Genomic DNA, 22,710 nt, shown 5'->3' on the forward strand with positions numbered 1-22,710 from the left:
CAGGGTCGCGTGGGGTCTCGCTCCGGGTCGTCACCGATGGGCAGCACCCGCGGCTTCGGGGAGGCTCGACACGTGAGCGTCAGCGCACCAGCACCGACCACGCGTCGGTCACCGGGCCTCGGGGGAACGGGACCGACGCGCGGCCGGTTGCGCCTGACCGTTCGCGCGGCCAGCGCCGCGCAGATCGCGGTCGAAGGGCTCAGCCTCGCGTCGTGCCGCTGGTTCAAGGCCGTCGTCCTCGTCGACCTGCTCGTCGTCGCCGTCTTCAACTTCGCGGGCAGCCGATGGGCCGCCCTCGCCTTCCTGCCGGCCAACCTCGTGGTGCTGGCGCTGGTCTCCGGGCTGATCCGGCACGAGGGCTTGGCCGGGGAACGCCGTGGACTTCTCACGGCCACCTGGACGTTGGCCTCCCGGGCGAGAGCCCTCCTCCCCCGCCTGCGCACCCCTGTCACCCTGCACCGTCGCCGAGCCTGAGAGATCCGTTCGGCTCCAAGGCCGGGCCGAGGCAGTTAGGGTCGCGAGAATGACAGCGCACTCCTACCTCCGGTTCCCCCACGTCCGCGGCGAGCAGCTGGCCTTTGTGGCCGAGGACGACATCTGGGTCACCAGCCGGGACGGAGGGAGGGCCTACCGGGTCAGCGCCGACCAGGTGCCCGCCCGGTCGCCCCGCCTCTCACCGGACGGCCGACTGGTGGCCTGGACCGCGGCGCGCAACCAGTCGAGCGAGGTCTACATCGCGCCGACGGACGGCGGCACCTCCACCCAGCTGACCTACTGGGGACAGGACCACACCAGGGTCTGCGGATGGCTCTCCGACACCGAGGTGCTCGTCGTCAGCACCACCGGAGAGGCCGACCGGCCGCGTTCATTCGCCCACGCCGTCCCGGTCGACGGCAGCCCGAGCCGGCGTCTGCCCCTCGGCTGGGCCCACGATCTCGCCCTCCACCCGGTCGACGGTCTGGCCGGCGGCGCCCTGCTCTCCACGACCACCACCGTCGAGCCCGCGTGGTGGAAGCACTACCGCGGTGGCACCGCCGCCCAGCTGTGGCTGGACCGCGACGGCAGCGGCGACTTCACCCGGCTCCTCTCCGGCCTCGAGTCGAGCCTGGTGAGCCCCCTCTGGACGACCACCGAGGACGGCAGGACGCGCATCGGCTTCATCTCGGACCACGACGGCCGCGGCCAGGTCTACAGCGCGCTCCTCGGCAAGCGTCGCAACCCCGGCGTCGCCTCGCTGGAGCGACACACGGACCACGAGCTGTATGCGCGGCACGCCAGCGGCGACGGCCGTCAGGTCGTCTATGTGTCCGGTGGAGAGCTCTACCTGCTCGACTCGCTGGCGCCAGGCTCCGAGCCACGCCGGATCGACGTCCGCCTCGGCGGCGCCCGAGTCGGCTTGGCACCGAAGGTGGTCGAAACCACTGCGGGCAAGCTGGAGACCATCAGCACCGACCGAACCGCACGCGCATCGGCGATCGAGACGAGGGGCCGGATCATCTGGCTGACGCACCGCGACGGACCGGCACGGGCGCTGGCCGACGCGTCCACCGTCCGCCGTCGACTTCCGGCCGTGCTCGGCGACACCGGTCGAGTCGCCTGGGTGACCGATGCCGACGGCGACGACGCGGTGGAGGTCGGCAGGGTCGACGGGACGAGCACCGAGCGGCTGATCGGGCCGGGCAAGGCCGGACGGGTTCTCGAGCTGGCCGCCTCCCCCGACGGAAAGCGGGTCGCGCTCGCGACGCACGACGGCCGTCTCCTGGTGGTCGAGGTCCCCACGGAGCCGATCAGCCGGACTGCCCGGCTGAAGCAGGTGGACACCACGACCCAGGGTGACCTGTCCGGACTGGCCTTCTCCCCCGACTCGCGCTGGCTGGCGTGGTCGGCGCCCGGCGCCGAACCGCTCAGGCAGATCCGGATGGTCGAGATCGGGCGCGCTCGTGCGACCGCGTTCGACGTGACACCGCTGCGGTTCACCGACACCGAGCCGACCTTCACCCGCGACGGCAAGCACCTCGCCTTCCTGTCGGTGCGCAGCCTCGACCCCGTATACGACGCCGTCGTCTTCGACCTGTCCTTCCCCCGTGGTTGCCGGCCCCACCTGGTGCCGCTGGAGGCCACCACCCCCTCACCGTTCGCCCCGCTCGTCGGTGGGCGACCACTCGAGAAGCCCACGGACGAGGGCGGACCCGACTCCGAGAAGCGAGACCAGGACGGCGCGGCGCAGCCCACGCCGCCGACCACCACGGTCGACCGCGAGGGCTTGCACCAACGGATCGTGCCCACCCCGGTGGAGGGTGCCCGCTACAGCGACCTGCGCGCCGTCGCCGGCGGGTTGGTCTGGCGCAAGGAGCCGCTGCACGGCGAGCTCGGATCCGACCTGCCCCACGTCGACGACGACCAACCCCGCGCCACGCTCGAGCACCTCGACCTGACCACGGGGACCGTGCAGACGCTCGCGGAGGCCGCGGACGGCATACAGGTCAGTGGCGACGGCACCCGCTTGGTCGTGTCGGACGGCGACACCCTGCGTGTGCTGCCGGCCACTCGCAAGGTCGAGGACGACGCTCCCGAGCGGGTCGAGGTCGACCTTGACCGGGTGCGGGTCCGAGTGGAGCCCGCCGCCGAGTGGACGCAGATGTTTCACGAGGCCTGGCGGCTGATGCGCGACCACTTCTGGCGCGCCGACATGAACGGTGTCGACTGGGACGGTGCTCGCGACCGCTACGCGGCGCTGTTGCCGCGGCTCGCGACCCACGACGACCTGGTCGACCTCATCTGGGAGCTGCAGGGCGAGCTCGGTTCGTCGCACGCCTACTGCACCCCGCCGTCCGAGCCCGGTGAAGAGGGCTCTCGGCAGGGGCTGCTCGGCGCGGACCTGGCGTACGAGCGCGGAGCCTGGCGGGTCCAGCGCGTCATACCCGGGGAGTCCTCGGAACCTCGGGCGCGCTCTCCGCTGGCCGCCCCCGGTGTCGCGGTGCGGGCCGGCGACGTCATCCTGGCGGTCGACGGTCGCGAGACCTCGGCGACCCGCAGCCCGGGATCGCTGCTGCTCGGCGCGTCGAACAAGCCGGTGGAGCTCACCATCCAGCCGGCCGACGGAGGCGCGGTGCGGGCGGCCGTCGTCGTGCCGACCGCCGACGAGTTCCCGCTGCGCTACCAGGACTGGGCCAACGGGCGGCGGGACTACGTCCACGCCCGGAGCAATGGCGCGGTGGGCTACGTGCACATCCCGGACATGGTCTCGGGTGGCTGGGCGCAGCTGCACCGTGACCTGCGCACCGAGGTCGGGCGGGACGCGTTGATCGTGGACGTGCGCGGCAACCGGGGCGGGCACATCTCCGAGCTGATCATCGAGAAGCTGGCGCGTCGCATCATCGGCTGGAGCACGGTCCGTGGCTACGAACCGATGTCCTACCCCGGGGACGCGCGCCGCGGACCGATGGTCGCGGTCACCGACATGCACGCCGGCTCGGACGGAGACATCGTCACCGCCGCGATCCGTGCGCTGGAGCTGGGCCCGGTGATCGGGACCCGCACGTGGGGTGGCGTCATCGGTATCGACGGGCGCTACACCCTGGTGGACGGCACCAAGGTGACGCAGCCGCGCTACTCGTTCTGGTTCCAGCGGTTCGGCTGGGGCGTCGAGAACCACGGCGTCGACCCCGACATCGAGGTGCCGGTCGCCCCGCAGGACCACGTCGCCGGCCGCGACGTCCAGCTCGACCGGGCGATCGCGCAGGTGCAACGACTCCTCGCCAGGACGCCGGCCCTCAAGCCGCCTGCGATCCCGCCGCTGCCCTAGCGCTGACGGGCGGCGGCTGCGCCCGGGCCGAGGATCGGGCCGAGCACCGGGTCGGTGGACGGGTTGTAGGCGACCTCCCACCGGTAGCCGTCCGGGTCGGCGAAGTATCCCGTCACGCCGCCCCACTCACGCTCGGTCGAAGGCGCGATCAGCACACCACCCGCACGGGTGGCATCGTCCAGCACGCGGGCCACCGACTCGGGGTCGGCCACCATGTGTGCCAATGAGATCGGCGCTGCCTCATCGCCCTGGTAGAGCCCGCCCGCCTCGTCGGAGAGCTTGGCGCGGCTCCACAGTCCCAGCAGCATCGCGGGCCCGACCTGGATGAAGGTGACGTCACCGGCGACCTCCATGGCGGGGCTCCAGCCGAGTCCGTCGAGGTAGAACCTTCGCGAGGTCTCCAGATCCCGCACGCCCAGGGTCACCATGCTCATCGATGCGTCCATGCCAGGAGCATGTCACGGCGGGCCCACACGGGCGCAACGACTTTCGAGGACTTGACGCCTCGCCCACGTCACCCGTTCCGTTCCTCCTTCTCCCGCCCGCCCACCGGACGGGACCACCGCATCGCGAAGGAGGTCGGGGCGACCCGGTTCTCCTCCGCCACGGCCGCACGATAGACCGAGGGTGACTGGCCGACGATCTGGCTGAAGGTGCGACTGAAGGTGCCGAGACAGGTGAAACCGACGGCGGTGCAGACGTCGGTCACGCTTCGGTCGGTGTGGCGCAGGAGGAACATCGCGCGTTCGACACGTCGGCGTTGGAGATAGCGGTAGGGCGTCTCGCCGAAGACCCGCTTGAACTCTCGGATGAAGTGGGAACGGGTCAGGTAGGCGACGGCGGCGAGCTGCGTGACGTCCAGCGGCTCGGCATACTTCCGGTCGATCCGGTCCCGCGCGCGCAGCAGCCGGCGGTTGGTGTCCTCCTGGTCCCGGCTCACTCCAGCAAGCCTAGATCCCACCCGCCTCAGGAGCTGCTGGGTGATGGCGTGCTCGGTGACGCCATTCGCCAGCAACTCCGCGGGTGGATCGAGCACTTTTGGAGAAGCATCGGGGAGGCCGGGTGCGTAGCGTTCCACTCACCACTTCACACCTCAGGAGCCGACCATGCTGACCCGCAACAACCTGTCGTCCATCTACGTGCTCGACCAGGACGAGGCGCTGACGTTCTACACCGAGGTCCTCGGCCTCGAGGTCTCTGCCGACGTGAACTTCGGGCCGATGCGCTGGCTCACGGTGCGCGTGCCAGGCGACCGCAAGGAGATCCTGCTGGAGCGGCCGGGCCTGCCCGCCCACGACGAGGCCACCGCGGCCCAGGTGCGCGAGTTGGTTTCCAAGGGCGCCGGCGGCGGGTGGCTGGCCTTCACGACCGACGACGTGCAGGGCACGTTCGCGAAGATCGAGGCCGCCGGTGCGGACATCACGCAGGAGCCGATGGAACAGCCCTACGGCACGGACTTCGCGATCCGCGACCCGTTCGGCAACAACATCCGCATCGGCTCGATCCACGCCGGCTGACTGCCCGCGCGGGGGCGGGCAGCTGAGCGCTACTCCACCAGGAAGCCGAGCAGGTCGGCGCGGGTCAGGACGCCCACCGGCTTGCCGCCCTCGATCACCATCACCGCGTCCGACTCCTCGAGCGTATGCCGCGCCGTCGCCACCGGCTCTCCCGCACCGACGAGCGGCAGCGGCTTGCCCATGTGCTTCTCGACCGGGTCGGCGAGGTGGGCCGCACCGGCGAACAGGGCTGCCAACAGGTCGCGTTCGCTGACTGCTCCGGCCACCTCGCCCGCCATGACCGGCGGCTCGGCGCCGACCACCGGCATCTGCGAGACGCCGTACTCGCGCAGGATCTCGATCGCGTCGCGCACGGTCTCGTTGGGGTGGGTGTGGACCAGGTCCGGCAGGTCGCCGGACTTGCCGCGGAGGATCTCGCCGACGGTGCGCTCGGAGGGGGCGTCAACGAATCCGTAGGACGACATCCAGTCGTCGCTGAAGATCTTCGACATGTAGCCGCGCCCGCTGTCGGGCAGGATCACCACGACCACGGCATCCGCGGGCAGGTCGCGAGCCGCGCGCAGGGCGGCGACGACCGCCATACCGCAGGAGCCGCCGACGAGCAGTCCCTCCTCGCGGGCCAGCCGGCGCGTCATGTCGAAGGAGTCGTGGTCGCTGACCGCGATGATCACGTCGACGACCTTCGGGTCGTAGGCCCTCGGCCAGAAGTCCTCGCCGACGCCCTCGACCAGGTAGGGCCGGCCGGTGCCACCGGAGTAGACCGAGCCCTCGGGGTCGGCGCCGACGATCTGGACGCGGCCACCCGCACGGTCGGCCGAGACCTCGCGCAGGTAGCGGCCGGTGCCGGTGATCGTGCCGCCGGTGCCGATGCCGGCGACGAAGTGGGTGACCTTGCCCTCGGTGTCGTCCCAGATCTCGGGGCCGGTCGTCTCGTAGTGCGACGCAGGGCCGTTGAGGTTGGAGTACTGGTCGGGCTTCCACCCGCCGTCGATCTCGCTGACCAACCGGTCGCTGACCGAGTAGTAGGAGTCGGGGTGGTCGGGCGCGACGGCGGTGGGGCAGACGACCACGCGCGCGCCATACGCCTCGAGCACCGCGCGCTTGTCCTCGCTGACCTTGTCGGGGCAGACGAAGACGCAGTGGTAGCCCTTGCGCTGCGCGATGAGGGCCAGGCCGACGCCCGTGTTGCCCGACGTGGGCTCGACGATGGTGCCGCCGGGCTTCAGCTCGCCGGACTCCTCCGCGGCCTCGATCATCTTCAGGGCGATGCGGTCCTTCACCGACCCGCCGGGGTTGAGGTACTCCACCTTGGCGAGGACCGTCGCGGCGACGTCCTTGCCCTCGAAGTCCTTGACCACGGACTGCAGCTTGACCAGGGGCGTGTGGCCGACGAGGTCGGCGATGTGCTCGGCATACTTCACGCTGGTCATCGTCTCAGATCACCACGATGCTCGCGTATGACGGGCTCGCGCCGTGGCCTCTCCTCGCCGGTCACCGTCCGGCCGCCGGGCTGCCTTATCCATGCGACAGGACACCCCACCCTCGGGATACGGTGAGGGAAGACCATGTGCGTCGGGGACGCGCACGATCACGAGGACGTGAGGCGAGGACATGGGTAGGGCCAGGCGGGCGCGCAAGATCGCCGCAACCGCGGCGTTCGGCGGCGGTCTGGGAGCGGCGGGTGCGGGAGCGGTCGGCCTGCTGGGTTACGGCGTGCTCAAGGCCGAGGCGACGCTGGCCCGCCGCGCCGTGGGCGACCCGGTCGCGGACGCACCCGACGACGACGGGCGCTACGGATCCGGTCTCGGGGAGCCGTTCCGGATGCTGGTCCTCGGAGACAGCTCGGCGGCGGGAGTCGGCTGCCAGCGGCCGGAGCAGACCATGGGCGCCATCATCGCGGGCGGCGTGGCTGCCCTCACGGGACGCCCGGTGGACCTGGTCAACGTCGCGGTGAGCGGCGCCAAGTCCCCCGACCTCGACGACCAGGTCGTCCTCGGGCTGCAGCGCCTTCCCGACCCCGACGTGGCCATGATCTTCATCGGCGCCAACGACGTCACCCACCGGCTCGATCGGGTGCTGGCCGTCGGCCACCTGTCGGAGGCGGTCACCGTGCTGCGCGCCGCCGGGGCGGAGATCGTGGTGGGAACCTGCCCGGACCTGGGCGTCGTGCGCCCGATCGCACCGCCACTGCGCCAGATCGCCCGCCGGTGGAGCCGCGACCTCGCCGCCGCCCAGACCGTCGCCGTCGTCGAGGCGGGCGGTCGCACCGTCTCGCTCGGTGACCTGATCGGACCGGACTTCGTCCAGCGTCCGCAGGAGATGTTCAGCATCGACCGGTTCCACCCGTCACCCGCGGGGTATGCGCGGGCGGCGTCTGCCATGCTGCCGAGCGTCTGCGCCGCCCTGGGACTGACGAGCGTCGACACCGGGCGCCAGCCTGACCGGCGTCGCGGCGAGGGTGTCGGCCCGGTGTCGCACGCCGCCGTCCGCGCCGTGCGCGATCCCGGCACCGAGGTGAGCGCCACCGATCTCGGCGGGCAGAAGCGCAGCCGGGCGGGCCGCTGGGCGTTGCTGCTGCGGCGGCACCGTGACCAGATCCCCGAGCCGGACGACGCGACGCCCGCGAAGCAGGACTCGGTCCATACCCGCTCCGGCTCCGCCGAGGACAGCGCGGCCGGCCTGGCTGACCGGGCCGGGGAACGCAGCTAGGCGACCCCGTCCTCCGAGCCAGCGTGCGCCGGAAATATGCAACCTAGGGGTTGCACTCTGAGTTCTCATGTGCAACTCTGGAGTTGCACATAAGAGCAACGAAAGGACGACCGTTGAGCACTGCAGCGACCGAGCTGGACCGGATCGAGCGACACATCGAGATCGACGCGACCGCAGAGCGCGTCTGGGAGCTGGTCTCCCGTCCGGGCTGGTGGATCAACGAGGGAACCGTCGACCCCGACCCGGATGTGCGCCAGGACGGTGACCTGACGGTGGTCAGCCATCCGAAGTACGGCATCTTCCGGCTGCGGACCGTGACGACCGACCACCCGTCATATGTCGCCTTCCGCTGGCTGGAGCAGACTTCGGACGGCGACGGCGACGGCGACGGCGACGGCGAGGCACCGTCCACCCTCGTCGAGTTCTGGATCACGGAGCGCGACGGCGGCGTGACCCTGACCGTGGTGGAGAGCGGCTTCACCGGACTGGGCAAGGAGCGCGCGGCCGTGGTCGACCACGTGCAGGAGAACACGGCGGGTTGGGAGACCGAGCTCACCGCCGCCAGGACCTTCGTGGAGAGTGCCTCCCGGTGATCGAGAGCCTTCCGAAGGTGTTCTCGGCCCTTGCGGACGACACCCGCTGGCGCATCCTGGCACGCCTGGGCGAGGGGCCGGCGTCCGCGTCGGCCCTCGCCCGCGAGCTCCCGGTCAGCCGGCAGGCGATCGTCAAGCACCTGGACGTGCTGCGCGCCGTCGGGCTGGTGGAGTCGCAGGAGCGGGGCCGTGAGGTGGTCTACCGCGCGGTCGGTGGCCGGCTCAGTGACGTGGCACGCGACCTCGAACGGATCGGCAGCGTCTGGGAGCAGCGCCTGTCGCGCATCAAGCACATGGCCGAGCGCGACGGCTGACCCGCCACTGGTCGACACGAGTGGCATGGACGAGTGGCACAGTTCCCGGCGAGTGGCACACCTCTACGTGTGCCGCTGGTCGGGAACTGTGCCGCTCGTGGGTTTCGGCGGTCATCAACGTCCGAGCAGCCCGCGGTCGTTCTTGAGCTGCAGCACCCGCAGCGCCGAGGCATTCACCGTGGCCCGGAAGCCCGGATCAGACTCCGCCCGGTCCACCACGGCCGACACCATCTGGGCCACGAACGGCCCGTCCACGGTCAGCACCAGGTCACCGCCCGCCGCGATGAACTGCGTGGCCCGCTCCCCCGGTGACCAGGAGGCCACCTGGCGGGCGGCACCGAGGTCGTCGCTGATGACCACGCCGCCGAAGCCGAGCTGTTCGCGCAGCAGGCCGGTCACGATCCGACGCGAGAACGCTGCCGGGTGCTCGGGATCGAGCCGGGCGTAGACGGCGGTCGACATCATCACCATCGGCACGCCCTGCCCGATCGCCGTGGCGAACGGTCGCAGCAAGGGATCCCGCCGCGTCGTCACGTGATCGGTGACCCCGGAGCTCGTGTCGGTGTTGGCGTCGACGCGACCCAGCCCCGGGAAGTGCTTGACGACGGGGACCACGCCGGCGGAGGTCATACCGTCGGCGAAGGCGAGCCCGTGCTCGGTGACGGCGGCGGGGTCGCTGCCGTACTCGCGCCCGAAGGCACCGATGGGCGGGTTCGCGTCCGCTGTCCCGCTCGGCACCGTGTCGAGCACCGGCGCGAGGTTGACCGTGATTCCCGCCGCGGCGAGCTGGTCGCCCCAGTCGCGGGCCTGCGAGCGCAGCTGGGACGGCGACCAGCCCCCCTGGGTGACGGCGGACGGCATACGGGAGAAGCCCGGTCCCTGCAGGACCTGGACGGCGCCGCCTTCCTGGTCGGTCGAGACCAGCAGCGGCGCCCCCGCCGTGGCCCGCCGGGTGGTCAGCGACTGCAACTGCTTGCTGAGCCGCGCCGTTGCGTCGACGCCCAGACTGCTGCGGCCGGTCATCATGACGTTGCCGACATGCAGGTCGGTGATGGCGTGACCGATCGACCCCGTCTCGCCCGTGGCCGGGGTCCCGACCATGAAGAGCTGGCCGACCCGCTGGCGCAGGGTCATCCGGTCGAGGACGGCCTTGGCGCGAGGCGACGCCGCAGGGACGGTGGTCTGCGAGGTGGCGCCGGGCGCCGGCCGGGGTGAGGCGGTCACGCGGGGCGAGCGGGTGGCCGAAGGGGCGACGCGGGGGTCGGGGCTGCCCGTGCGGGACGAGCTCGGACCCGAAGTGGCCCGGGTGGTGGCCGTGGGCGCGGTCGTGCCGCTGCCCCCCGGGGAGGTGGTGGGCCCCTGGGTGCCGATCACCAGCGCCACGACGACGGCGGCGGCCAGCAGCGCCGCCTTGGCCCATTTCGAGGTCACGGCGCCCACCTCGCTCTCGTCGTCGCCGACCGTCGTCGCACGCCGGCCCCTGGACGTCCGTGCGTGCCGGCGCCGTCACGCTATACGACGTCGCCAGGGTCACATCGGTTCGTCGCCGCCGAGCGCGCTTCGCCGCGCGCCGGGACCTAGACTCACGGGAGAAGCTGTGCACCGCGCCGGTGTGGTCATCCTCGCCGCCGTGGTGGCCACCGGCCCTGCATCCTGCGTACTGGAGGAATCGTGTCCGAAGCCGTCATCGTCTCGACCGCCCGCACCCCGATCGGACGCGCGTTCAAGGGGTCGCTCAAGGACGTCCGCCCCGACGACCTCGCCGTGGGTGTGATCCAGGCGGCGCTCGACAAGATCCCGGACCTCGACCCGCACGACGTCGAGGACCTCTACCTCGGCTGCGCCGAGCCCTGGGGCGAGCACGGCTCCAACATGGCGCGCGTGGTCGCCATCCTGCTCGGCCTCGACCACCTGCCCGGCTCCACGGTCAACCGGTTCTGCGCGTCCTCGGTGCAGACGAGTCGGATGGCGTTCCACGCGATCAAGGCCGGCGAGGGCGACATCTTCGTGTCGGCGGGCGTCGAGTGCGTGTCGCGCTATGCGGACTTCACCGGCGCCGGCGGCTCCAAGGCTGAGTGGCAGAACCCGCGGTTTGCCGACGCGCAGGCCCGCATGGCGCAGATCGCGAAGGACAACACCACGTGGACCGACCCGCGCGAGGACGGCCTGGTGCCCGACGTCTACCTGGCGATGGGCCAGACCGCGGAGAACGTCGCGACGATGCGCGGGATCTCCCGCGAGCGCCAGGACGAGTGGGGCGTCACCAGCCAGAACCGCGCCGAGAAGGCGATCGCCGACGGCTTCTTCGAGCGCGAGATCGCGCCGGTGACGCTGCCCGACGGCACGGTCGTCAGCAAGGACGACGGCCCTCGCCCCGGCGTCACCCTGGAGAAGGTCTCGACCCTGCAGCCGGTCTTCCGCGAGGACGGCACGATCACCGCCGGCAACTGCTGTCCCCTCAACGACGGCGCCGCCGCTGTCGTCGTGATGAGCGACACCAAGGCCCGCGAGCTCGGCCTCACGCCGCTGGCCCGCGTGGTCTCCACCGGCGTCAGCGCCCTCTCCCCCGAGATCATGGGCCTCGGCCCGGTCGAGGCGTCCAGGCAGGCGCTGGCCCGCGCAGGCATGACGATCGGCGACATGGACCTCTACGAGATCAACGAGGCGTTCGCCGCCCAGGTGCTGCCCTCGGCCGATGACCTCGGGATGGACTTCGACAAGCTCAACGTGCACGGCGGGGCGATCGCGCTCGGCCACCCGTTCGGATCGACCGGCGCTCGCATCACCACGACGCTGCTCAACGGGTTGCGGTCGCGCGACGGCCAGTTCGGCCTTGAGACGATGTGCGTCGGCGGAGGCCAGGGCATGGCGGTCATCTACGAGCGGCTCAGCTGACCGTTGTCCAGCCGGGGATGAGAGTGCCGTCGTTCGAGTCGGTGTCGACGTGGCACCAGCCGCTGCCGGCGACCTGCTCGGCACAGCGCCAGGCGCTCCTGGACGACGTGGCGACCCGCATCGACGCGCTGGGCAAGCACCGGCTGCGCGTGGCGGTCGACGGTTACACCGCCTCGGGCAAGACCAGCTTCGGCCACGAGCTCGCCGCGGCGTTGCGCCGGTCGGGTCGCCCGACGCTGCGGGCCAGCCTCGACGACTTCAAGAACCCCTGGAGCGAGCGGCACCTCTACGACCGTGAGTCGGGCGAGGGCTACTACCGCAACGCCTACGACTTCGACGCCACCCGCCGGCTGCTGCTCGAGCCGGCCGGCCCGTCGGGTTCCGGCGCGGTCGTGCTCTGCAGCATCGACCCGCTCACCCAGGAGAACCACCAGGACGTCGTGGTGCGCGCGCCGGACGATGCCGTGCTCGTCGTCGACTCGGTCTTCGCCTTGCGGCCGGAGTACGACGACTGCTGGGAGTTTCGTATCTGGCTCGACGTGGAGCCGGAGCTGGCGCTGCGCCGTGGCGCGACGCGTGACACCGAGCGCGCCGGCCGGGCCCAGGCCGAGGCGATCCACCGCGAGCGCTATCACGCCGCCGAGCTGATCTACCTCGCCGAGGTCGATCCCGTCGCCCGCGCCGACGTCGTGGTCGACAACCGCGACTTCACCCGGCCCCGGCTCCTGCGCCCCTGACGCCTCCCGCGGCCCCCGCTCCCGATCGTTGCGGCGCGTCCGGCCAGTCGACGAGCCGAAGGTCGCCGCAGCAACCAGCCGGTATGCCGTCAGGCCAGTACCCTGCGCAGCCTCGCCAGGTCCTCGGCCAGTCCAGCGGCGAGACCCGCCGCGCACGCGTCATACACCGTGACGGTCAGCTGGTCCATGAGCACAGCCGGCCCGAGGTCGGGCAGTCCCCGTCCCACCCCTTCCCCGCTCGTTGCTGGGGAAGGGCGTCGTCGGTGACGCGGTTCCCCAGCAACAACGGGAGGGGTGGCGGCGTCGGCGAGACGCTGGGCGAGGGCCCGCACCGCCCCCACATGCGACGACGCGCGGTCGAGCGGCAGCTGGTGCCACCGTTCGACCACGCGTCGAAGCTCGGTCTCGACGTCCCTCGGGACGGGGGACGCGTGCGGCTGCACTCAGTCGCGCATCCGGGCCAGCAGGCGCAGGATCTCGAGGTAGAGCCAGACCAGCGAGACGATCAGGCCGTGCGCGAGCAGCCAGGAGTACTTCTCCGGCACCTCGGCGTTGACCGCGCGCTGGATCGTGTCGAAGTCGATCGCCAGCGAGTAGGACGCCAGGCCGACCGCGAAGATCGAGATGCCGATGCCGAGCAGCCCGCTGCCGCCGAAGCCCCAGCCGTCGCCGACGCCCATGAAGGAGGCGATGACGTTGACGATGGCAAACAGCAGGTAGCCCATGAGCGCCAGGCCGAAGATGCGGCGCGACTTCTCGGTGACGCGGATGATGCCGAACTTCCATCCGGCGAACATGCCCACGAAGACGCACATCGTGGCGATCACAGCCGTCGCGACCAGGTTGCTCTGCCCCGGCGCGTTGAAGTTGTCGTTGTAGAAGTTGCTGATCGCGCCGACGAAGATGCCCTCCGCGACGGCATAGGTGACGATCAACGGCACGCTGATCGTCTTCTTCATCGCGATGACGATGCCGAGGATCAGGGTCAGCGCGATGCCGCCGATGAAGACCGGCATCGCCAGCTCCGGCGTGCTGTCGGTGAGGATCCACCCGGCGGCAGCGAAGACCACGACGATCGAGAACAGGCCGAGCGTCTTCATGACGACGTCGTCGAGGGTCAGCCGACCCATCTGGACACGGTCGGCGGACTGCTGGTTGTAGAGGTCCTGCAGCTGCTCGGGCGACATCTGCTGGCTCTGCGCGCCGCCCATCGGCGGCTGTCCGTAGGACTGTCCCTGCCCCGGGTAGCCCTGCTGCGGGGACACCTGCTGGGAACCGCGCCGGGGGGCGCGGAAACCGGCGAACTCGCCCTTGTCGATCTGACTATTGATCTTGTTGAAGACCGGGTTGCTTGCCATTCACTGCCTCCAGCGCTCGTGCCCCACTCGCGCGAGGCCTGTCACAAGGGTAAAGGTTCCCATCATCGCAAAAGTTCCCGCCCGGCCCGGCAGTGTCCACATTGTTGTGTTTGCCGTGACCCACGTCACGGCGCGTCAACGAGTCCGAGCCAACTCGCGTTGGCCGCAGGAGAGCCGGCTGAAGCGGTGATCACGTGCCCCCGACGGGTTTCGAACCCGCACTTGAGCGATTTTAAGTCGCCTGCCTCTGCCGTTGGGCTACGGGGGCACCCACAGGCTACCCAGCGTCGGAACGAACGTTCGCCCAGCCGCGCCAGACTGATGCGGCTACAGATAGGTGCGCCGCGGATGTATGTCGGCCGCCCCGCGCACGAGGTCGAGGAAGAGCAGACCCGCCGTGTGGTCGATCTCGTGCTGCAGCGCGATCGCCTCGAACCCGTCGGTGTGCAGCTCGACCCACTCCCCCGTGACCGGCAGCTGGCCGCGCACGACCAGCCTCGTCGCGCGGGTGACGTCGCCGGTGAAGTCCGGGACCGACATACAACCCTCGCGACCGCGTTGGCGGCGGCTCGCGGACAGCACCGACGCGTTGGCGAGGGCGAAGACGCCGTGACACGTCCGGGTCTTGCGGTGCCCGGTCACGTCAACGCCGAACAACCGCGCCGCGACGCCGATCTGCTGCGCGGCGAGGCCGACGCAGCCGGGAGAGACCGCCTGCGTCGCGAGCAGGTCGGCCGCCAGCTGGACGGTCTCGGGCGAGGCCGGGTCGACCTCGGCGCCCTCCTGTGCGAGCACCGCTTGGGGGGACCGCGCCACGGTCCGGACGCGGCCCGGCGGCAGGTCCGGCATCTGCCACTCCTGGATGGGCGAGGTCACAGCAGGTCGTCGTCGACCCGGGAGAGGCGGACCTCGACGCCGAGGTCGGCCGCGACGGAACGCAGCGCCTCCGCGAGCCGGTCCGGCTCGGTGCTCGACGGCACCGACAGCTGCGCCACCAGCACGTAGAGCCCGTCCCCGAGACGGGTGCCGAGGTCGACGATGTTGACGCCGTGGTCGGCCACGACCCGCGTGATCGCAGCGACGATGCCTGTGCGGTCGGCGCCGTGCACGTGCAGGACGAAGTCAGCCTCGCCGCCGGCTGCGACAGCGGTCTGCTCCGACAGTCGCCGCGCGCTGATGACGAGTGAGCCGTCCCCGGTCAGGTGCGCGAGCGCCTGCTCCACGGCGGGCGCGTCGGCGCCCGTCCGCACCAGCACCACCATGGCGAAGTGCCCCCGCAGGAGCGTCATGGTGGAGTCCTCGAGGTTGCCGTGCAGGTCGGCGAGCGCGGAGGTCACGTCGGCGACGATGCCGGGACGGTCGTCCCCCACAACGGTCACGGCGATGATCTGGTCGGTCACCGCGCCACCGTAGCGGTGGGCGGCGGCTCCCGCCGGGGCGTCTCACGACCTGCGGCCCGGAGCCGTGGCTCACAGCCGCGCGAGTACGGCGTCGAACATGTCGGTGGTCAGCCGCCCGGTGAAGGTGTTGTGCTGGCTGGGGTGGTAGGTCCCGAGCAGCCGTATGCCGTGTCCCTGGTCGGTCACGACCGCGGCCTCGGCGCCGTGGCCGAACTTGGGCTTCGGCCTGGGCACGGACCAACCGAGTCGGCGGGCACTGGCGAGCACGGCGTCCCAGCCGAAGGACCCGAGGCAGAGGATCGATCGCAGTTTCGGCGCGCAGAGCTGGAGGTCGCGGTCGAGCCACGCCGAGCAGGTGTCTCGCTCGGTCGTGGTCGGCTTGTTGTCCGGCGGGGCGCAGCGCACCGCCGCCACGATCCGGATCCCGGTGAGCACCAACCCGTCTCCGGCGGCCCAGGCGTGGTCCTGGTTGGCGTAGCCGGCGCGGTGCAGCGCGGCGAAGAGCCAGTCGCCGCTCTTGTCACCGGTGAACATCCGGCCGGTCCGGTTCGCGCCGTTCGCAGCTGGCGCCAGTCCCATGACCAGCACCTCCGCGTCGGGGTCACCGAAGCTCGGGCCGGGGCGCCCCCAGTAGGGCTCGGCGGCGAACGAGGCGCGCTTCCCGGTGGTGGCCACCTGCTCGCGCCAGCGCACCAGCCGCGGGCAGGCACGGCATACCGACGACCGCGCGTCGACCTCCTCCCTCGTAGCGGACGAGTTCGCGAGCCGTGCGGCCTGCCGTGTCGTGCGCGCGACGGGGGTGTCGGCATCGGCGGGATCGCCCGGCCAGCCCGTGCCCGGCGGGACCGGGGAGGGGAAGAGCGCTCCGGTCACCGGGTGCGGTAGCGCTTCGTCGGTCACGCCCGCATCCTCCCGCACCGAGGTCGCGGACGGGCCCCCGCCGCTCTGGCAGGGGCCCGTCGTCGCGTGTCGGCCTCAGGCGCGGCGTGTCCGGCGACGGCGGCTGCCGACCTTCAGGAACGCTCCCAGACCCATCAGGAAGACGCCCGACAAGAGCACGCTTCCGGCCTCGACCCCGGTGTAGGCGAGCAGGCTCGGCTCCGGGTCGGCCTTGGCCTTGATGCCGTGGTCGGTAACGGTGGAGTTGCTGCGGATGGCCTTGCCGGTCGATGCGACGGCAGTGGCGTATGCCCAGTTCTTGCCCAACGTCTTGTTGTGCTTCGCCTGCCATTTGGTGAAGACCAGGGGCTCCGCGTGACAGACGGCGGTCGCACCGGGCACCAGGGTGGTCTGGTCGCAGGTGATCTTGAGGTTCTTGCGGGCCAGTTTGCGGTCCACGATGGCGAGGTCGCTCACGGTCACGTTGCCGGCATTGACGACCTTGAAGCTGTAGACGGCGGAGTCTCCCGCGTCGAAGCGACCGTTCTTGTTCTTGTCCGTCACGGCCGAGAGCCACTGTGCTGCCCTGATCTTCGCCACGAGCCGCACCTTGTGCTGCTTCACGTGGTGCCGCTTGTTGAGGCTCTGGTGTGTCTTCTTGACCCACGTGTGCGTCTTGGCCGGAGTGTTGCTCCGGTGCTTGACGACCCGCTTCACCGGCGGCACCGTGAGGCGGTAGGTGACGGTGCCGTTGCTCGCGACCGTGACTCCAGTTGCCGTGGTGCCTCGGGCGAAGGCCCGGTTGGCCAGGGGGCTGTGCTTGGCCTCCCAGCGGCTGACGGTGTAGAGCGGAGCCGTGCAGGTCACGGAGGCGCCCGGGGTCAGTGCCGTGGTCGGACAGGTGAGGTTGAGGCCGTGCTGGTTCAACTTTCCGTCGACGACGTTGATCCGTCTGACCGTCAGCGTCCCGGTGTTCGTGATGCGCAGGCTGTAGCGCATCTTGTCGCCCTCGCCCGCGTGGCCGTCCCTGTTGAGGTCGGTCACCTGGGTCACCATTTGGACGGCGGTGAGCCTCGCCGAGCCCTTGAGCGCGACTGAGACTGTGCCGGAGGACGCGCTCACCTTCTTCTTGTCCTCGCCCACCGCCTTGGCAATGGCGCGATCGGTGATCGAGCCCCGGTCCATGTCCGCCTGGGTGATCACATGGGTGAGGAGGCAGTTCGCGGCGCTCATGGCAGGCAGAGTGGTCCGGCCGCACGTCTTGGCGCCCAGGCCGCCGGTCACCGTGAGCCCGGTGGCTGTGCCCTTGCCGCTGTTGGTCACGATGTAGCGGAAGGTGACCGTGTCGCCCGCGTCCCTCCGACCACTGCCGTTGGTGTCCTTGACGAAGGCGCGGCCCGCGACACTCAGCTTGGCCGGCTGAGGTTTCGGCGTCGGCTTGGTGGTGGGCGGCGAAGTGGGCTCAGTCGTGGGCGGCGAAGTGGGCTCAGTCGTGGGCGGCGAAGTGGGCTCAGTCGTGGGCGGCGAAGTGGGCTCAGTCGTGGGCGGCGAAGTGGGCTCAGTCGTGGGCGGCGAAGTGGGCTCAGTCGTGGGCGGCGAAGTGGGCTCAGTCGTGGGCGGCGAAGTGGGCTCGGGCGCAGGTGCCAGCTCCGGCGCAGGTGCCAGCTCCGGCGCAGGTGCCGGCTCCGGCGCAGGTGCCGGCTCCGGCGCAGGTGCAGGCTCGGGCGCAGGCTCAGAAGTAACCGTCGTGGTGGTCGACGTCGTCTGCAGTGCACTGTCTTCTGCAGTTACCGGGGAAGTTTCCGCACCCGGTGGCGTCGAACTCTGTGGCGTCGTCGTGCTGGGACTGTCGTCTGCTGCCATGGCAGGCAGGACGGACGTTCCGGAGAAGGCCACAGCCAAGGTGATGGCTGCCCCCAACTGGCGCTTGTTCATAGTGAACTCCCGTGTCAGACGTGACGATCGAATGGTCACACGCCCCGCCCGGGTTTCGCAGCCAAACCCAAGAAAGCCGTTGTGTGGGTTCGTTCCTCGGGCCCGCCCAGCCGGGCGGGCCCGAGGCGGGTTCAGCCGGCGCTGACGGCAACCCGATCGATGTCGCCACTGAAGAAGTCGCAGGTGACCTTGACCTGGTCGCACTTGGTCTTGCCACCGATGGTCATGGCGACGTTGTTGCTGATCGTCCCGGTTGCGCCCTTGGCTCGACGTGTCTTGGTCCCGTCGATGGTCATCGTGATCTGGGTCGCTGTGCGCAGACAGGTCACCGTGTGCCACTGGCCGTCGTTGAGCGCGACGCCCGAGTTGACCGTCTTGCCCACCAGCGTTCCATCGACCATCCCCCGGAAGAGGCAGGTGAGCTTTCCGTGCGGGGCCTCGAGCTTCCAGTAGCCGCCCTTGGCACCGTGCTGCCCCTTCTGCATGATGTTGCCGAAGTCGTGCGTCGTGCGATACCGGATCGTGATGGAGAAGTCGCGATCTCCCGGATTCAGGGCGGAGCTTCCGACCGTTACCAGACGTGGGCTGTCGGCGGGGGTCGTGTTGGGAGCGGTATACGGGAACCGGTAGGCCACGGCGCCCTGGACGAGGGTCCCGGTATCCACGACGCTGCCGATGCTTCCTGTGACACCGTTACCACTCGAATCCCCCATCACGGTGGCCCCGGCCGCTTCGTTCATCTCCCACGTGGCCACGGGAGACAGTTGCGCTGCGGCTTGGGCGGAGCCTTGGGTGAGGCCCGCGACGAGCAGGGGAGCTAGCAGTGCGGCTGGGAGGATCTTGCGCTTCATGACTCCGCTCCTTCCGGTCTCACCCGAGACCGTCATTGATCGAGGGTAGGAGCGGAATGTCGCGGGCGTTGTCACTTTTTCTAGAGTTGCCGAAATTGATCGAAATCGGCCCGGATGCCCTGCCCTGCCCGGCCCGGTCAGGCGCGGGATCCCGCTGGGCGACCGCAGCCAATCATGCGATCGAGAGGGCGATGCCGTCCAGGATGTCGTGCTCGGAGGTGATGGTGTGGCCGACTCCGGCGTCGGCCTGCAGCCGTTCGACGATCCGCCGCCACACGAGCGCCCCGGCGCCGATGACGTCGACCCGGCCGGGGTGCATGTAGGGCAGGGCCGCTCGGTCCGCTCGCGGCATCTCGAGCAGGTCCGTGCAGGCGGCGACCATGCGCTCGACCGGCAACTTCGTGCCATGGATGCATTCGGACTCATAGCGGGGCAGGCGGAGCGCGTGCGCGGTGATGGTGGTGATCGAGCCCGCGAGGCCTACCAGCGTGGCGACGTCGTGGAAGTCGACCACCTGCGCAGCCTGCTCGACGGCGGCGTCAATGTCCGCCACGGCGGCGTTGATCTCGGCCACGGTCGGCGGGTCGCTGCGCAGATGCCGCTCGGTCATTCGCACCGAGCCGATGTCCACCGATCTGGCTCGCTCGACATCGGTGGCCCCCCGAACGAACTCGGTCGACCCGCCGCCCAGGTCGACCACCAGGAAGGGACTGGGTATGCCGTTCGCCCGCAGCTCTCCAGTGGCTCCCCGGAACGACAACGAAGCCTCCTCCTCTCCGCTGACGACCTCGGGCGAGGCACCGAATGCCGCGAACGCCTCCCTCACGCCGTCGACGAACTCGCCCGCGTTGCTGGCGTCGCGGGACGCGGAGGTCGCGACGAAACGAACCTGGGCCGCCCCCAGTTCCTGGCACTGGGCGGCGTATTCGCGGGCCTGCGCCAAGGTCCGGGCCATCGCCTCCGGATCGATCCGGCCGGTGCGGTCCACCCCCTGGCCGAGCCGGACGATCTCCATCCGGCGCAGCAAGTCGGTCACGGTCCCTCTCGAGGCGTCCACATCAGCTACGAGCAGCCGGATCGAGTTGGTGCCGCAGTCGATCGCGCCGACGCGGGTCACGGCGTCGTTGCCTCAGGCGCAACGCCCGGATCGGTTCCCTCTGGGACGCAGGACCCAGCGGTCCACCAGTCCTCCAGCGCCTCCAACGCCTCGTCGCCGAGCGGGTTGACTCCGCGCCCCGCCACCAACGAGTGTGCGACGAGAACGTGCAGGCACTTGACCCGGCTCGGCATGCCGCCGGCGGAGATGCCGTCGATCTCGGCCACGTCGCCCAGCTCGGCCCGACGCCGCAGGTAGTCGTCGTGGGCGGCGAGGTAGGCCGCAGCGAGTGCCTCGTCCTCGGCGAGCCGCGTGGTCATCTGCTTCATCAACCCACTGGCCTCGAGGGTGCTGATCGCTCCAGTCAGCCGCGGGCAGGTGGCGTAGAACGTCGTGGGAAACGGTGTGCCGTCGGGCAACCGGGGCACCGTCTGCAGGACATCGGGCCTCCCGCACGGACACCGGTGTGCGACCGCGGCGACCCCTCGGGGCCGCCGTCCGAGCTGCACCTCGACCGCTGCGAGGTCGATTTCGTCGACCGCGCCGGCTTCCTTCTCGTCAGGCACGCCCACCGGTCACTTGCCACTCTTCGTGTCACGCACGGCGGGCGGCTCCGCCTTTTTGCCCACCGTCGACTCCGACGCCGGTGCCTTCGCGCCCGAGTCCGCGATGACGACTGACTCCCACATCTCGCCGTACCAGGGCCGATGGGCGCGCACGTCGTCCGGCACCGACGCGATGCCCGACTCGGGCGAGGTGGCGTCGGCTGGTTTGTCTCCGGTGATCGTCGTGTACTGCTTGTCACCGGGCATGACGAACTTCAACCGCTCGCGTGCCTGCTGCTCCACGTAGTGCGGGTCCTGCCAGTCCTGCTTCTCCTGGCTGAGTGTCTTGACCGTCGACTTCTGCTGTGCGATCTGCTGCTCGAGCGCCGAGATCTCGCCCCGCTGGTGGATGTAGGCGCGCAGGGTCGGCGCCAGGATCACGGCGAGGAACGTCACGAGGACACCGAGGATGACGAGGCGGCGCAGCGAACGCGGTCGCTGCTTCGTCGTGACCGGCGCACCGCGGGAGACGCGGTGTGCCGTGCGGTTCGTCGGCCGGCTGGACGGCGTGGACCGCCCGCCCGGTCGAGGGCGCGACGTGGTGCCCGTCCGTCGCGACCGCTGCGACGGACCCCCCGGTCTGGTGCTCTTGACCATCGGGCTCCCGCTGCCCCTCAGCCCTGGGCCCGGAAGCGCGGGAAGGCGCCGGCACCGGCATACACCGCGGCGTCGTCCAGCTCCTCCTCGATGCGGAGCAGCTGGTTGTACTTCGCGACCCGCTCGGAGCGCGCCGGCGCGCCGGTCTTGATCTGCCCGCAGTTGGTGGCGACGGCGAGGTCGGCGATGGTGGTGTCCTCGGTCTCGCCGGAGCGGTGGCTCATCATGCAGGTGTAGCCGCTGCGCTGCGCCAGGGCGACCGCGTCGAGAGTCTCGGTCAGCGTCCCGATCTGGTTGACCTTGACCAGCAGCGAGTTGGCGACGTGTTCGGTGATGCCGCGCTGCAGCCGCTCGGGGTTGGTGACGAAGAGGTCGTCGCCCACGATCTGGACCTTGTCGCCGAGCTCGGCGGTGATCGTGGCCCACCCCTCCCAGTCGTCTTCGTCGAGCGGGTCCTCGAGCGAGACAAGGGGGTATGACGTGACGAGCTCGCCGTAGTAGGTGGACATCTCGGCGGCGGTTCGCTGCTGTCCCTCGAACGTGTAGCTGCCTTCGGAGAAGAACTCGGAGGCGGCGACGTCTACCGCCAGCGCGATGTCGGTGCCGGGCTTGTAGCCGGCCTTGCCGATGGCTTCGACGATGAGGTCGAGGGCCGCGCGGTTGCTGTCGAGGTTCGGCGCGAAGCCCCCCTCGTCGCCGAGGCCGGTCGCCAGACCTCGCTCCTTGAGCACGGCCTTGAGGGCGTGGTAGACCTCAGCGCCCCAGCGCAGCGCCTCCTTGAACGAGCCGGCGCCGATCGGCGCGATCATGAACTCCTGGATGTCCACGTTGGAGTCGGCATGCGACCCACCGTTGAGGATGTTCATCATCGGCACCGGCAACACGTGGGCGTTGGGGCCTCCGACGTAGCGGAAGAGCGGCAGGGAGGCCGACTCGGCCGCGGCACGCGCCACCGCGAGCGAGACCCCGAGGATCGCGTTGGCCCCGAGCGTGGCCTTGTTGGGCGTGCCGTCGAGCGCCAGCATCTCCGCGTCGATGAGCCGCTGCTCGCTCGCCTCGAATCCGAGCAGCCTGGGCGCGATCTGCTCCATGACGGCCTCGGCGGCCTGCTCGACGCCCTTGCCGCCATAGCGCGCGGCGTCGCCGTCGCGACGCTCGACCGCCTCGAAGGCACCCGTCGAGGCGCCCGAGGGGACCGCGGCGCGGGAGATGGTCCCGTCGTCGAGCGCGAGCTCGACCTCCACGGTGGGGTTGCCACGCGAGTCGAGGATCTCGCGGGCGCCAATTGCCTCGATGCTGGCCACGAACACTCCTGCTGTGCTGGGGGGCGATCAGTCCGACACGTCCCGTTCCGGGTTACCCAGCGAGCCTAACGGGTGTCCCGGCCCGACCTCGTGAGCGACTCAGCCCACGTGCACG

General features: G+C 70.6%; 22 protein-coding genes and 1 tRNA gene. 8 read left to right on the top strand and 15 right to left on the bottom strand.

Annotation, left to right across the window (positions count from 1 at the left end; genetic code table 11):
• Positions 1-72 precede the first annotated feature (72 nt).
• Positions 73-474: a hypothetical protein gene (locus FCN22_RS02115; protein WP_137119878.1), complete on the top strand. Its 402-nt coding sequence runs from the start codon at positions 73-75 to the stop codon at positions 472-474.
• Positions 475-523: 49 nt separating this feature from the next.
• On the top strand, positions 524-3,805 hold the full coding sequence (locus FCN22_RS02120) for a S41 family peptidase (RefSeq protein ID WP_137119879.1): 3,282 nt from the start codon (positions 524-526) through the stop codon (positions 3,803-3,805).
• Here FCN22_RS02120 and FCN22_RS02125 read toward each other — a convergent pair.
• Both FCN22_RS02125 and FCN22_RS02130 read right to left on the bottom strand, forming a co-directional pair.
• The gene (locus FCN22_RS02125; RefSeq protein ID WP_137119880.1) at positions 3,802-4,251 is read right to left on the bottom strand and encodes a VOC family protein; all 450 of its coding nucleotides are present in this window, start codon (positions 4,249-4,251) and stop codon (positions 3,802-3,804) included. The genes FCN22_RS02120 and FCN22_RS02125 overlap by 4 nt on opposite strands.
• Before the next feature lie 68 nt (positions 4,252-4,319).
• Positions 4,320-4,745 carry a helix-turn-helix domain-containing protein gene (locus FCN22_RS02130; RefSeq protein ID WP_137119881.1) on the bottom strand — a complete coding sequence of 142 codons (426 nt, stop codon included), beginning with the start codon at positions 4,743-4,745 and terminating at the stop codon, positions 4,320-4,322.
• Positions 4,746-4,911: 166 nt separating this feature from the next.
• On the opposite strand from FCN22_RS02130, the gene FCN22_RS02135 reads away from it, so the two are divergent.
• Positions 4,912-5,322 carry a VOC family protein gene (locus FCN22_RS02135; RefSeq protein WP_137119882.1) on the top strand — a complete coding sequence of 137 codons (411 nt, stop codon included), beginning with the start codon at positions 4,912-4,914 and terminating at the stop codon, positions 5,320-5,322.
• A 29-nt stretch (positions 5,323-5,351) separates the two neighbouring features.
• Here FCN22_RS02135 and FCN22_RS02140 read toward each other — a convergent pair whose 3' ends face one another.
• Positions 5,352-6,743, bottom strand: coding sequence for a cystathionine beta-synthase (locus tag FCN22_RS02140; RefSeq protein ID WP_137120030.1), 1,392 nt, complete (start codon positions 6,741-6,743; stop codon positions 5,352-5,354).
• A gap of 190 nt (positions 6,744-6,933) precedes the next feature.
• Between FCN22_RS02140 and FCN22_RS02145 the strand changes: the two genes are divergently transcribed.
• From FCN22_RS02145 to FCN22_RS02155, 3 genes are all read left to right on the top strand, one after another.
• A complete protein-coding gene (locus FCN22_RS02145; RefSeq protein WP_137119883.1) occupies positions 6,934-8,031 on the top strand; it encodes an SGNH/GDSL hydrolase family protein in 1,098 nt (365 codons plus the stop codon).
• Positions 8,032-8,144: 113 nt separating this feature from the next.
• Positions 8,145-8,624, top strand: coding sequence for an SRPBCC family protein (locus FCN22_RS02150; RefSeq protein ID WP_137119884.1), 480 nt, complete (start codon positions 8,145-8,147; stop codon positions 8,622-8,624).
• Positions 8,621-8,938, top strand: a complete 318-nt coding sequence (locus tag FCN22_RS02155) for an ArsR/SmtB family transcription factor (RefSeq protein ID WP_137119885.1) — start codon at positions 8,621-8,623, stop codon at positions 8,936-8,938. The genes FCN22_RS02150 and FCN22_RS02155 overlap by 4 nt, the downstream gene beginning before the upstream one ends.
• 114 nt (positions 8,939-9,052) lie before the next feature.
• Here FCN22_RS02155 and FCN22_RS02160 read toward each other — a convergent pair whose 3' ends face one another.
• Complete coding sequence (locus FCN22_RS02160) at positions 9,053-10,369, bottom strand: glycoside hydrolase family 3 N-terminal domain-containing protein (RefSeq protein ID WP_137119886.1); 1,317 nt, start codon at positions 10,367-10,369, stop codon at positions 9,053-9,055.
• A 240-nt stretch (positions 10,370-10,609) separates the two neighbouring features.
• On the opposite strand from FCN22_RS02160, the gene FCN22_RS02165 reads away from it, so the two are divergent.
• Positions 10,610-11,833 (top strand): acetyl-CoA C-acetyltransferase, encoded by a 1,224-nt coding sequence (locus FCN22_RS02165; RefSeq protein ID WP_137119887.1) that lies wholly within the window; start codon positions 10,610-10,612, stop codon positions 11,831-11,833.
• A 17-nt stretch (positions 11,834-11,850) separates the two neighbouring features.
• Positions 11,851-12,570, top strand: a complete 720-nt coding sequence (locus tag FCN22_RS02170; RefSeq protein ID WP_137119888.1) for a nucleoside/nucleotide kinase family protein — start codon at positions 11,851-11,853, stop codon at positions 12,568-12,570.
• A 443-nt stretch (positions 12,571-13,013) separates the two neighbouring features.
• Here the strand turns inward: FCN22_RS02170 and FCN22_RS02175 are convergent, their stop codons facing one another.
• From FCN22_RS02175 to eno, 11 genes are all read right to left on the bottom strand, one after another.
• A complete protein-coding gene (locus tag FCN22_RS02175) occupies positions 13,014-13,928 on the bottom strand; it encodes a Bax inhibitor-1/YccA family protein (protein ID WP_137119889.1) in 915 nt (304 codons plus the stop codon).
• A gap of 195 nt (positions 13,929-14,123) precedes the next feature.
• Positions 14,124-14,196: transfer RNA gene (locus FCN22_RS02180), tRNA-Leu, on the bottom strand.
• Between the two features lie 59 nt (positions 14,197-14,255).
• Positions 14,256-14,804 (bottom strand): peptide deformylase, encoded by a 549-nt coding sequence (locus FCN22_RS02185; RefSeq protein ID WP_202911350.1) that lies wholly within the window; start codon positions 14,802-14,804, stop codon positions 14,256-14,258.
• A complete protein-coding gene (locus FCN22_RS02190) occupies positions 14,801-15,328 on the bottom strand; it encodes a glycine cleavage system transcriptional repressor (RefSeq protein WP_202911351.1) in 528 nt (175 codons plus the stop codon). The genes FCN22_RS02185 and FCN22_RS02190 overlap by 4 nt, the downstream gene beginning before the upstream one ends.
• A gap of 69 nt (positions 15,329-15,397) precedes the next feature.
• Positions 15,398-16,228 carry a uracil-DNA glycosylase gene (locus FCN22_RS02195; protein WP_137119890.1) on the bottom strand — a complete coding sequence of 277 codons (831 nt, stop codon included), beginning with the start codon at positions 16,226-16,228 and terminating at the stop codon, positions 15,398-15,400.
• Between the two features lie 75 nt (positions 16,229-16,303).
• Positions 16,304-18,142, bottom strand: coding sequence for a CLIPPER-2 domain-containing protein (locus FCN22_RS02200; protein ID WP_137119891.1), 1,839 nt, complete (start codon positions 18,140-18,142; stop codon positions 16,304-16,306).
• Between the two features lie 131 nt (positions 18,143-18,273).
• Positions 18,274-18,993 carry a laminin G domain-containing protein gene (locus FCN22_RS02205; RefSeq protein WP_162308104.1) on the bottom strand — a complete coding sequence of 240 codons (720 nt, stop codon included), beginning with the start codon at positions 18,991-18,993 and terminating at the stop codon, positions 18,274-18,276.
• Positions 18,994-19,165: 172 nt separating this feature from the next.
• Positions 19,166-20,110: a Ppx/GppA phosphatase family protein gene (locus FCN22_RS02210; RefSeq protein WP_137119893.1), complete on the bottom strand. Its 945-nt coding sequence runs from the start codon at positions 20,108-20,110 to the stop codon at positions 19,166-19,168.
• Positions 20,107-20,655, bottom strand: a complete 549-nt coding sequence (locus tag FCN22_RS02215) for a DUF501 domain-containing protein (protein WP_137119894.1) — start codon at positions 20,653-20,655, stop codon at positions 20,107-20,109. The genes FCN22_RS02210 and FCN22_RS02215 overlap by 4 nt, the downstream gene beginning before the upstream one ends.
• Before the next feature lie 9 nt (positions 20,656-20,664).
• Complete coding sequence (locus FCN22_RS02220) at positions 20,665-21,090, bottom strand: FtsB family cell division protein (RefSeq protein ID WP_162308105.1); 426 nt, start codon at positions 21,088-21,090, stop codon at positions 20,665-20,667.
• Between the two features lie 218 nt (positions 21,091-21,308).
• Positions 21,309-22,595: a phosphopyruvate hydratase gene (gene eno, locus FCN22_RS02225; RefSeq protein WP_137119896.1), complete on the bottom strand. Its 1,287-nt coding sequence runs from the start codon at positions 22,593-22,595 to the stop codon at positions 21,309-21,311.
• Positions 22,596-22,710 lie beyond the last annotated feature (115 nt).

The sequence above is a fragment of the Segeticoccus rhizosphaerae genome (genome assembly GCF_005222685.1).
GTDB classification, from domain to species: Bacteria; Actinomycetota; Actinomycetes; order Actinomycetales; family Dermatophilaceae; genus Segeticoccus; species Segeticoccus rhizosphaerae.